Source organism: Moorena sp. SIOASIH (assembly GCF_010671925.1).
In the GTDB taxonomy this organism is placed as follows: domain Bacteria; phylum Cyanobacteriota; class Cyanobacteriia; order Cyanobacteriales; family Coleofasciculaceae; genus Moorena.
The window spans coordinates 1,564,077-1,575,495 of record NZ_JAAHIH010000002.1; the positions used below are offsets into that span (position 1 = coordinate 1,564,077).

The following is an 11,419-nucleotide window of genomic DNA, read 5'->3' on the forward strand; positions in this document are numbered from 1 at the left end:
GTGATTTTTACAGCTCCTGTACTCTACAGGAGCTTTTTTTTAGAACAGTCTTGTCCGGAACTTCTGTCTAAGTTGGTCATTGATGTATGCAGGTCATGGGTAAGCTGTGCAGCTCCTTTTTTAACTGACTTGGTACTATAATCTGCTACACTAATCGGAGATCCAACAGTAACTGTGACATCACAACCCCATTTAGGGATAGGCTGGCTATAATTAAGAGAAATCGGTACAATATTGAGACCAATACCAGGGTGAGATGATTCTACCTGCAAGGCAATACGAGCCATACCAGGTTTTAAGGGGTTTACTTGACCATTACGGAAGATATTGCCTTCAGGAAACATTACCAGTGCTTCGCCATTGCTCAGAAGTTCCACAGTGTGACGGATACTGCTAATTCCTCCACGTCCAGTATTTACGGGGAACCCTCCTAGGCGACGGATAAACCAACCCTGTAGGCCATAGATTTCATTGGCTGAGACCATATACCGCAAGTCACGTCCGGTTACGGGTTTACCAACGGCGTAAGGAACCATTAACGCATCCCAACGAGAGCGATGGGTGGGAGCTAAAATAATAGGACCAGTCTTAGGAACGTTCTCTTGTCCTGTTACGGTAAGTTGACCAAAATGAAACGGAATGACAACACGCCGTGCTAAGGGATAGATAATGTTAATTAACCAGTGGCAAATACCAGAATCTACAGACATGGCTTTGATGGGGTTACCGTGATCGTTACCATAATCAGAAGTGCTTTTTAACGTTGTTGTCATTGGTCAATCCTACTTACTGCAAGTAGAGCTAAACTATGAATGATCAAGGGTTTTTACTAAATCCTTAACCTTCACTTCTACTGTATGTGGTTTCAAGATTAATATCTGACACTAACGGGACACTTCTTGTGGTGTCATCCCCTCATCTGTTCGCTATCTATACTAAGGTTATTAATGGCGTTGCTGAAGTTAATGAGTTTTAGGGGTAAGGGAGCAGGGAGCAGGGAGTAGGGAGTAGGGAAAGAGAGGGAAGTGTTGGAAGTGTGGGGAGATCGGGAGATCGCGAGATCGCGAGTCAGATCAGCAACTCCATGAAGACTGCGGAGGTACACAGAATTTTTGCCCAGGTCTGACTTCCCTGTTTTTTCTTCCCTCTTCCCTACTCCCTACTCCCTGCTCCCTGCTCCCTACTCCCTAAAACCCCAAGGGTGTAAGTAACTCACCCAATGCAGAACTGCTATTGTCTTTTGCGTCGGTCGGCAAACCAAGATTGTAACTGTTCCCGACAAACGGATTCCATAATTCCCCCTATTACTGGCAACCGGTGATTAGAACAAGCACTATCAGGAAGATTAGCAACGGTGCGAATGCTGCCAGTTTTAGGATCGTCCACACCATAAACCAGAAGACCGAGTCGTGCTAAGATAATCGCTCCGGCACACATGGGACAAGGTTCTAAGGTAACGTAGAGAGTGCAGGTATTAAGATGCCAACTTTGCAGCTGTTGACCAGCAGCACGGAGTGCCAGGATTTCGGCATGAGCAGTGGGGTCTTTGTCCCGCTCTCGACGATTCTCTCCTGTTGCAATTAACTTACCTTCACTGTCTACAATCACGGCACCCACTGGTACCTCACCCGCTTCACCAGCCTTCTGGGCAATCTCTATGGCAACACTCATCCATTTGCGATGGATGAGATAGGTGGGATTGGTAATACTTAGATCTGGCACAAAAGGGAACAGGGAGTAGGGAGTAGGGAGTAGGGAGCAGGGAGCAGGGAGCAGGGAGCAGGGAGGAAAGTGTCGGAAATGTGGGAGGTGTGGGGAGATCGGGAAATAATAATTAAGGATTAAGGGTTAATTTGTTATTGCTATTTTAAATTTTAAATTGTTGATTTATATAAAATTTTTTGAATTTATAGTAATTATTTTACGGGATATTTTTTATGTAATTAATTTTATAAACAGGTATTCTTTCCCTACTCCCTGCTCCCTACTCCCTACTCCCTACTCCCTACTCCCTACTCCCTACTCCCTACTCCCTATTCCCTATTCCCTATTCCCCAAAACTAATTATTCCCTCCTCTACACTAGCGATTTCGTAGCCAGAGGTTGGTAAATATCTCAGATCAAAGGTGTCACCTCCGGATAGTTTCCATATTTTGTAATTGGAAAAGGTTAGGGGAATTCCTGGTTCACATTCTTCTGGTCGATGGTCACCTAGGACAAAATAAGCTGCCCCTTCTCCGATCACTTCAGCGTAACCGTTGTAGTTTACAACTACTGATGTTGCTTCGTCTACTCCGATGCCTAATACCTCTTCTGCGTCAGTATCTTGGAGCTGGCGAGCAATGAATACCATCAGGCGACCCATCCGCTCTCTTTCGCTAAAGTGGGTATCGACAATTACTGATTGTAGGTCTCGCCATTTAAATAGGTAATTGGTCAAGCTAATATAATTGTCATAGGGGTCATTGAGGGCTTCATCGGAGCGGATCGAACCTTGACAAGCATCATAGACAAAACTACCTTGAATCATTGCACCAGCACTGGTTCCACCAATCGCGCCACCTTTCTCAAGCACATAAGCGATCGCATAATGAAGCTCTGTGTCCTGGAAATTCTCAACGTAGTCGCACTGGTCACCACCAGTAAAGAATAATACTTCAGCGTTTTCTACCGTAGCCACCACATCCGGTCGATTAGCGTCATCATGGCTATCGAGCACTAGGGTTTCTACAGAATTAACCCCCTTCATGTCATAGATCGGTTCATTGTAGCCATCGTCACCAAAAGACCGGATTACTACTACATCAACTTTGCGATCGCATTTGCCGCAATCCCTAACTTGGTTAATCATCCACTGGATAGCTTCATCCACATCAGGACCACCACCACCCAAGTCAAAGGCAGGGCCAGCTAAAGACAGATCAACATTAGGCGATTCACTAATTTGATAGCGCTTGACCGTAGCAGCCGCAGGGAATGCTACTACTCCCAGCATGATCACGAATACTAAGGCACTAATAACTAAACGTTTCACTATCTTGATTCACCCTGAAAGCTTAACCACTGTAAGCATTCAGCCGTCAGCCGTCAGCGATCAGCCGTGAGCTTTTAGCTCACGCTACGCGAACAGCCGTCAGCTTATTTTCTTAAAAAGCACCTCAAGTAAAGTGCCCCTAGCCCATAAGCTGAATGCTTACTAACCATTCAACCTTAACCTTCCAACAACTAACCTTCAACCAACTAACCTTCAACCGGGTGCATCTAATTGTTACTGTTTGACCTGGCGGTGCGTTACGGGGCGGACTATTTCAACGCTGGCTACGGGGCGAAAAATAAGGGCAAGTCCGCCCCTAACACACCCTACGCCTTCAACTGATTGCTGATTGCTGATTGCTGACCGCTGATAGCTTACTAAATATTAGCTTGCTGGCTGAGTCAGCAAAGACTCCAATTGTCCCTTACCGTCTAAATCATACAACTCATCGCAACCGCCAATGTGTTGGTCATTGATAAAAATTTGGGGTACCGTTCGACCTCCGTTGGCTCGTTCCGCCATCTGGTTTCTGGCATTGTCGTCCCCATCGATTTTATATTCGGTGTAGTCAACCCCTTTCCACCATAGCAATAGCTTCGCTCGGATACAGAAGGGGCAGGCTTGCCAGGTGTAAATTTCCACGTTGGCTTTCATCTGTTCTGGCTTGCGTCCTAGGATGGGATTGAGAAAATCGAGCATTGTTGGTTAATCCTATGTTGTTGAATCCTATTTAAGGATATACCATGGTTAGGGGATAGTTTAAATTAAGAAAAAGGAAAGAAATAGGATAATTTTTTGTGTTCTTATAAATCAGTATTTGGTTTGATTATTTGTTTTAAAATACTAGCTAGCAATGGGTGTAATGATGGTTACACAAACAATAGATAAATAATTGCTAAAATAATTGTTTGTAACGCTTTTTCATTCCACTCTAAGGCCACCACCGACTGACATCCTTAATCCCTTCAACAATTGCAGCCAGAGCTTCTTTGCCTCCCAAAGAGATAATAGTTGGACTCAGATTAACTAGGTCTTCTAAGAACTGCTGGCGATCGCTACAAGCCAAGGTGTGAAGAAACTCTTGCCAAAGGGAAACGTCCTCTTGGAGGGAAAAGTTGGGATTTTCGATTAGTCCACTGAACGCATAGGCTCGGTGATACTGAGACTGAATTGCCTGTGCCGTTTCTAGGGCTTCTGGTAGGATTTCCGGGAACTGTTGTGCTACCATAATCAGGGCTTTGGCTCGCCAAAACTCATCGGTAAGTGCTCGTGCTGCATCTAGGGTTTCTGGTAGGATTTCCGGGAAATGTCGTGCTAGTTCACTCAGGGCATAGGATTGCAAAGACTGATCACTAATGGCTTGTGCTGCATCTAGGGCTTCTGGTATAATTTCCGGGAAATGTTGTGCTAGCCTAATCAGGGCTTTGGCTAGAGAAAACTCATCAGTAATAGCCCGCGCGGCTTCTAGGGTTTCTGGTAGGATTTCCGGGAACTGTTGTGTTAGCCTTATCAGGGCTGTGGCTCGACTGTCATCATCGGTAATGTCTCGTGCCTCTTCTAGGGCTTCTGGTAAGATTTCCGGTAATTTTGGCGCTAGTTCACTAAGTGCTATGGCTCGGTCTGTCTTATCGATAATGGCTCGTGCTGCGTCTAGGGCTTCTGGTAGAATTTCTGGCAACTGTGCTCCTATTTCATTCAAGGCATTGGCTCGATCTGTGTTATCGGTAATAGCCCGTGCCACTTCTAGGGCTTGTGAGAGTAGTCTTTCCCCCAACTGTGGTGCTAGTTTACTCAGTAATATAGCTCGGTTTCCGTTATCGGTAATGGCCTGTGCCGCTTCGAGGGCTTGTGGGAGCAACCTTTCCGGCAACTGTGGTGCTAGTTTACTCAGGGCATAAGCTCGGCTCGACTGACTGGTAATGGCTCGTGTCGCTTTTAGAGCTTCTGGTAAGATTTCCGGAAAATGTGGTGCTAGTTCACTCAGGGCATAAGCTCGGCTCGACTCATCGGTGGCTCGTGCTACTTCTAGGGCTTCTGGTAGGATTTCTGGCAAATGCCGTGCTAATCTACTCAAGGTTATGGCTCGGCTCGACTGATCGGTAAGTCCCCGTGCCGCTTCTAGAGCTTCTGGTAGGATTTCCGGGAAATATCGTGCTAGTTGACTCAGGCGATAGGCTCGGTCTCTGTTATTGGTAATGGCTCGTGAGGCTTCGAGGGCTTGTGATAATATTTCCGGCCAATGTCGTGCTAGTTCAATCAGGACTATAGCTCGGGATATGTTATTGGTAATGGCTCGTGAGGCTTCGAGGGCTTCTGATAATATTTCCGGCAACTGTGGTGCTAGTTTAATCAGGACTATAGCTCGGGCTATGTTATTGGTAATGGCTCGTGCGGCTTCGAGAGCTTCTGATAAGATTTCCGGCAACTGTGGTGCTAGTTCACTTAAAGCTCTGGCTCGGTCTGTATCATTGGTAATGGCTCGTGCTGCTTCTAGGGCTTCTAAGAGTAGACTTTCCGGCAAATATGGTGCTAGTCCACTTAAAGCTCTGGATCGGTCTGATTCATTGGTAATGGCCCGTGCGATTTTGAGGGCTTCTGAGAGTAATGTTTCCGGTAACTTTGGGGCTAGCTTTTCTAGTACTGATGCTCGATCATAAGGATTTTGTATGTGTTGAAGGTAAGCCAAAGCTTGAACTGGAGTCCAGATCTTTTTCTCTACCAAGGCTGCCATCAACTCTCCTGGAATATGCCCTAGCAAACTATTGATAGAAGACACCATCAAGGCATAACGGCACTGCAAACTAATAGAACGAGTTGGTGAAGAGGAAAAAGCCTCTTCTGCTAACTGCCAAGCCTTGGCCACATCCTTGACAAAGCTCCCCAGTTTATCCAAACGTTCACAGGTTTCATACCAACCATTGCCTCCAGCTTCTGTTTCCTCTTGGAGCAATTGGTGTACTTCCTCTACCCAACCCGCTTTTTCTAAATGCCAGGTCAGATAACTGTGACTATAGCCATCGTCCGGTAGGGTGTGCCATAAACCGTTTTCGGTTTTTTTGCGATAGCGCTCTAGGAGTTGACCATGGGCTTGAGGCCAGGTTAATCCCAAACCCGGTAAGTTGCCCTCTGCCCCTGTAGCTGCTTCAGCAGTTAGCAACCGACGCGCCATATCATGAACCAAGTCATGGAGCTGATAGCTGGGAGTGCCATTAGTGGATTTACCAGAGAGCAGTAGAGCCTTTGACTTAAAATACTGTAAGGTTCTTCTTGCTTCTCGTGGACTTACATCCCACAAGGTTGTGCCTAAAGCCGGAGTAATTGAGACATCTTCTGGCAACACACCCAACCAGGCAAATTGCTGAAATTTTTCCAATGGTAGTCGCCGTAAACTGAGATTAAAGGATGCGACTAGGCTGTAGTGCTTGCGTCGCTTTTCATCAACCTCTTGGGCACCTGGTAAATCTAAGGTTTCCAACCGGGCAATTTCCGTTTGTAGGTCAGTGAGTAACTCCTGCCAGGAAATACCATCTGCTATTTGTGCTGCCGCTAACTCCAGAGCTAGGGGTAAGTAGCCCACTGTTGTCGCTAGGGCTTCGGCTTGTTTGCAGTCTGACCCCTTGAGTTTAGAACCCCGATACTCTTCCAGTAAGGCTAAGGCTTGTGAGGGACTCATCACATCTAAATCATAGCGAGTTACTCCCACAATTTGAGCTTCACGAGTCGTCACTAACACCCGGCACTTAGCACCACCAATCCGAAACGGTTGCACATGGTCTGGGTTCCAAGCGTCATCGACTACTAGCAGGGTAGCCTTGTCAAACAGCAAGGTTTGTAAATGTCTAGAAGCCGCATTAGTGTTAGTGGGTTTGTAGTCATGGTCTCCCAGTGCTTGTATCCAACTGCTCAGGAAAGACAGCAAGTCTGGCTGCTGACCCAAGGTTGCCCACAGAATACCATCGGCAAAATGAGTCTGTACCTCTGGATCATGGGCAATAGCTGCAGCCAAGGTAGATTTACCAATACCGCCTAACCCATAAATGGCGCTAACTACCAAAGTTCCCGTCTTAGCTGTCTGCTCTGATAGTAAGGATTGCTTCAGGTCTTGGCTTACCTCTGGGCGCTGGATAAAGTGAGCTGGTAGGGGTGGGGCTTGGAAAGGAACCCCTGGCTTAGGACGAAGGGATTGGCAGGTTTTGGCAGGAGTAGCAGTTGCTTGTTCTTGCTGTTTGGATTTCTCTGGTCGTTTATTGTCCCACTGTTGATTAAATCTTTCTAGGTTTGTGGCTAGGTCTTGGCAGTAGAGTGTCAGGGTGAAATGCCTTTGGTCTTTTCCTTTTTTCTTGACACGGTTGTCTTCTAAAATTCCTAAGAAGTCTTCCATCCGCTGCAACGCTTCCACCACTTGAGCCTTGCTGAGACTACCTGGATAGTTATCCTCCTTGGTGAGTTCGATTAAATATCTGGTCTGAGTTTCAATTACTAGTTTGGGATGAGTTGAGGTTTTCTCTATCCAACGGAATTTAATATCTGGATTCCCCTGATTAGCGATGTCTTGGGCAAAAGAGACTAATGCTTCAAATAGACGCAATGCTCTGTTTTTAACAGTAGGACCGTAAGTAGGTCTTGGCATGCTATTCAGGGATGGGGAAGAAAAAAAAGTTGAGGGTTAGGGTAGGTGTTCCCAAAATTGCAGAAGCTACCCTCAACTAGTTTAGCCTTGATATACGGTGGTTGTAGCTTCCCTCAACTAGCTGTTGCTTGTAGATACTACCCCCAGGTCACCATGGATTCAGTTAGGAAATCGAAGCATTACCATGAATGACCTCAAAGAGCAAGTTGTTGATAATCAAGGAGTTGACACGATAGCATTAGTCGAACAACCACAGCCCCTAATCGAAAATCCTGCACTCTGGCTCAAGGATGGGGACAGTCCAGCGGAAATGATTTTAGCGATCGCCGTGTTAGTGGGAGCCCTGACTAGATTGATCCAGGTGGTAAGTCCTTGGTTTAATAAGCAGGATGGGTGATCCCCCCTAACCCCCCTTAATAAGGGGGGAACTGGTGTGGGTGATCCCCCCTAACCCCCCTTAATAAGGGGGGAACCGGAATGATTTGAATAGTTGTGTGGAATGAGCATCAGGCGTAGAACTGGCATCTTGCCAGTTTCAGTTGTATCGAATTGGCATCTTGGTGGAACTGGCATCTTGCCAGTTTCAGTTGTATCGAATGGGCATCAGGCGTAGAACTGGCATCTTGCCAGTTTCAATAGATTTTCGAGCGGGCAGGATGCCCACTCTACTCCTATTCAGCGCGAAGATTCAGCAACGCCCCCGATTCCCGATTCCCTAGGGTGATGCGATCGCAACGGTTTCCATACAGCCCCCTGCCCAGCCTCAACAAAGCTAAACCCTAGATTTAACAATGATTTCAATCCCGATTCCCGATTCCCGATTCCCGATTCCCGATTCCCGATTCCCGATTCCCGATTCCCTGTTCCCTTCTACGAGATACCACGCTCTGATAGACTTAAAGACTGTAAACAAATAATTAAGAAAATAAGCTCATCAAGCTTTTGGGAGAACGGGCGCTTTGGAAAATACACTAGGCTTAGAAATTATAGAAGTCGTAGAGCAAGCTGCGATCGCATCCGCCAAATGGATGGGTAAAGGGGAGAAAAACACTGCTGACCAAGTGGCTGTTGAAGCCATGCGGGAGCGGATGAACAAGATCTATATGCGGGGTCGGATTGTAATTGGGGAAGGGGAGCGGGATGATGCTCCCATGCTCTACATTGGTGAAGAAGTTGGGATTTGCACCCAAGATAATGCTGCCCAATACTGTAACCCAGATGAGCTGCTCGAAATTGATATTGCCGTTGACCCCTGTGAAGGAACCAACCTAGTTGCCTATGGGCAAAACGGTTCAATGGCAGTGCTAGCTATTTCCGAGAAGGGTGGTCTATTTGCTGCTCCTGACTTTTACATGAAGAAGCTGGCAGCACCACCCCAAGCCAAGAATCATGTAGATATCAACAAGTCCGCAACCGACAATCTGCAAATCCTCTCCGATTGTCTAGAGCGCTCCATTGACGAACTGGTGGTAGTTGTGATGGACCGTTCCCGTCACAAGGACTTGATCAACGAAATCCGGGGAGCTGGTGCTCGGGTCCGACTGATTAGTGACGGTGACGTTTCCGCCGCCATCTCCTGTGCCTTTGCTGGTACCAATATCCATGCCTTAATGGGAATCGGTGCTGCACCGGAAGGAGTAATCTCAGCAGCAGCAATGCGTGCCTTAGGGGGACACTTCCAAGGTCAGCTGATTTACGATCCCGCCATCGTGAAAACTGGTCTGATTGGGGAGAGCAAAGAAAGCAACCTAGAACGGCTCACAAGCATGGGCATTAACGATCCCGATAAGGTTTACAATGCTGAGGAACTAGCCAAGGGTGACACCGTACTGTTTGCTGCTTGTGGTATTACCCCAGGAACCCTGATGGAAGGGGTTCGGTTCTTCCCAGGTGGAGCACGGACTCAAAGCCTAGTTATTTCCAGTCAGTCCAAGACCGCTCGGTTTGTGGATACTGTTCATATGTTTGAACAGCCCAAGTATCTCCAATTGAAGTAACTCTTAAGAAGAGGGTTGTCACCCTGTAGGTAAGCTATCAGCGTGTCGCGTATCAGCTATCAGCTATCAGCCGTCAGCCGTCAGCTGAATCCTTACCCTTGTAGCGACTAAGCGCAACAGTAGTTCAAGCTTGAAGGAAGGTTGAAAACCTAGTTTAACCCTTCCTTCAAGTTCGTTTTAGGAAGGATTTGTATGAAACATTATGTAGGAAACATTTGTAGAAAATATTTGTACCAACAAACCGATAAAGAATTACTAAGATAACGGTTTTAATCATAATAAAGTACACAAGATTTTTTCCCTGTTCCCTACTCCCTACTCCCTACTCCCTACTCCCTACTCCCTACTCCCTAAAACCAAATACAAAAGTTCCTCACCTTTTTAATAATTGCTATAACTAATACTGCCATAAAACCTTGTTATCAAAAACATGAATATTGCCGTAGTAGGTCTGAGCCACAAGACAGCACCGGTTGAAGTCAGAGAAAAACTGAGCATTCCAGAAGCCCAGTTAGAGACTGTGATGCCCCACTTATGTAGCTATCCTCATATAGAAGAGGTAGCGATACTGAGTACTTGTAATCGGTTGGAAGTTTATATAGTCACCACAGAAACTGATGCCGGAATTAGAGAATTGTGCCAGTTTCTGACAGAAAAAGCTGGCATTCCTCTAGCCAAGTTGCGTCCCCACCTATTTATTCTGTTGTATCAGGATGCAGTCATGCACTTAATGCGGGTTGCTGGAGGTCTAGATAGCCTAGTCTTAGGAGAAGGGCAAATTCTAGCTCAGGTCAAAACCACCCACAAACTTGGTCAGCAACACAAGGGAATTGGACGTCTACTTAATAAACTGTTTAAACAAGCAATTACTGCTGGTAAGCGAGTTCGCACGGAAACCAGTATTGGAACAGGGGCGGTCTCCATTAGCTCAGCAGCGGTAGAGTTAGCTCAGCAGAAGGTAGAGACCCTTTATGGCACCTCTTTGACGCCCTATAAAATAGCAATTATCGGTGCTGGTAAGATGTCTCGCTTGCTGGTGAAACATCTGCTGGCCAAAGGTGCTGTAGATATCTCAATTCTGAATCGTTCCACCAAACGGGCTGAAGAGTTAGCGAAAGCATTTCCCAAAGCGGATCTACAACTGCATTCCTTGTCAGATATGATGACACTGGTTGCCCAGTCAGATATCGTATTTACTAGCACTGGTGCCACCGAACCACTGCTGACTCGGTCGAATTTAGAAGGAGTGTTGCAGACAAGCCATTCCTTAATGATAATTGATATTTCTGTGCCTCGTAATGTGGCAGCGGATGTTGATGAGCTAGAGACTGTCCACTCATTCAACGTGGATGACTTAAAAGCAGTAGTAGCACAGAATCAGGAAAGCCGTCGTAAGATGGCCATGGAAGCACAAGAACTCTTGGAAGAAGAAGTGGAAGCCTTTGACATCTGGTGGCGTTCCCTAGAAACAGTTTCTACCATTAGCAGCTTGCGCAGCAAGGTCGAAACAATCCGTGAGCAAGAGCTAGAGAAAGCTCTATCCCGTCTCGGGTCAGAATTTGCCGAAAAACATCAAGAAGTGATCGAAGCCCTAACCAGAGGGATTGTTAACAAAATCCTTCATGACCCGATGGTGCAATTACGAGCACAGCAAGATATTGAAACCCGACGCCTGGCCATGCAATCTTTACAAATGCTATTCAATTTGGATACTGGCGAGCAAGCAATTTAGCAGTGAGTCATCAGTGACAAAGGTTG

At 46.4% G+C, this 11,419-nt stretch carries 12 protein-coding genes; 6 read left to right on the forward strand and 6 right to left on the reverse strand.

What is annotated here, in order from left to right; translation table 11 throughout:
- Positions 1–23: 23 nt before the first annotated feature.
- From F6J90_RS14545 to F6J90_RS14555, 3 genes are all read right to left on the reverse strand, one after another.
- Entirely contained in the window at positions 24–773 is a 750-nt protein-coding gene (locus tag F6J90_RS14545) for a 1-acyl-sn-glycerol-3-phosphate acyltransferase (RefSeq protein ID WP_293094469.1), read from the reverse strand.
- A gap of 134 nt (positions 774–907) precedes the next feature.
- Positions 908–1,105 carry a hypothetical protein gene (locus F6J90_RS14550; protein WP_293094472.1) on the reverse strand — a complete coding sequence of 66 codons (198 nt, stop codon included), beginning with the start codon at positions 1,103–1,105 and terminating at the stop codon, positions 908–910.
- A gap of 125 nt (positions 1,106–1,230) precedes the next feature.
- The gene (locus F6J90_RS14555) at positions 1,231–1,671 is read right to left on the reverse strand and encodes a nucleoside deaminase (protein WP_293094905.1); all 441 of its coding nucleotides are present in this window, start codon (positions 1,669–1,671) and stop codon (positions 1,231–1,233) included.
- A 208-nt stretch (positions 1,672–1,879) separates the two neighbouring features.
- Between F6J90_RS14555 and F6J90_RS14560 the strand changes: the two genes are divergently transcribed.
- Positions 1,880–2,110, forward strand: a complete 231-nt coding sequence (locus tag F6J90_RS14560) for a hypothetical protein (RefSeq protein WP_293094475.1) — start codon at positions 1,880–1,882, stop codon at positions 2,108–2,110.
- On the opposite strand, the gene F6J90_RS14565 is transcribed toward F6J90_RS14560, so the two are convergent.
- From F6J90_RS14565 to F6J90_RS14575, 3 genes are all read right to left on the reverse strand, one after another.
- Positions 2,048–3,034 (reverse strand): Type 1 glutamine amidotransferase-like domain-containing protein, encoded by a 987-nt coding sequence (locus tag F6J90_RS14565; RefSeq protein ID WP_293094478.1) that lies wholly within the window; start codon positions 3,032–3,034, stop codon positions 2,048–2,050. The two genes, F6J90_RS14560 and F6J90_RS14565, sit on opposite strands and share 63 nt — an antisense overlap.
- 384 nt (positions 3,035–3,418) lie before the next feature.
- Entirely contained in the window at positions 3,419–3,733 is a 315-nt protein-coding gene (gene grxC / locus F6J90_RS14570; RefSeq protein WP_293094481.1) for a glutaredoxin 3, read from the reverse strand.
- Between the two features lie 232 nt (positions 3,734–3,965).
- Entirely contained in the window at positions 3,966–7,664 is a 3,699-nt protein-coding gene (locus F6J90_RS14575; protein WP_293094484.1) for an NB-ARC domain-containing protein, read from the reverse strand.
- A 184-nt stretch (positions 7,665–7,848) separates the two neighbouring features.
- On the opposite strand from F6J90_RS14575, the gene F6J90_RS14580 reads away from it, so the two are divergent.
- From F6J90_RS14580 to F6J90_RS14600, 5 genes are all read left to right on the forward strand, one after another.
- Positions 7,849–8,061, forward strand: coding sequence for a hypothetical protein (locus tag F6J90_RS14580; protein WP_293094487.1), 213 nt, complete (start codon positions 7,849–7,851; stop codon positions 8,059–8,061).
- Between the two features lie 142 nt (positions 8,062–8,203).
- Positions 8,204–8,383, forward strand: a complete 180-nt coding sequence (locus tag F6J90_RS14585; RefSeq protein WP_293094490.1) for a hypothetical protein — start codon at positions 8,204–8,206, stop codon at positions 8,381–8,383.
- 72 nt (positions 8,384–8,455) lie between these two features.
- The gene (locus F6J90_RS14590; RefSeq protein ID WP_293094493.1) at positions 8,456–8,581 is read left to right on the forward strand and encodes a hypothetical protein; all 126 of its coding nucleotides are present in this window, start codon (positions 8,456–8,458) and stop codon (positions 8,579–8,581) included.
- A gap of 42 nt (positions 8,582–8,623) precedes the next feature.
- Entirely contained in the window at positions 8,624–9,661 is a 1,038-nt protein-coding gene (gene glpX, locus F6J90_RS14595; protein ID WP_293094496.1) for a class II fructose-bisphosphatase, read from the forward strand.
- A 430-nt stretch (positions 9,662–10,091) separates the two neighbouring features.
- On the forward strand, positions 10,092–11,393 hold the full coding sequence (locus F6J90_RS14600) for a glutamyl-tRNA reductase (RefSeq protein ID WP_293094499.1): 1,302 nt from the start codon (positions 10,092–10,094) through the stop codon (positions 11,391–11,393).
- Positions 11,394–11,419 lie beyond the last annotated feature (26 nt).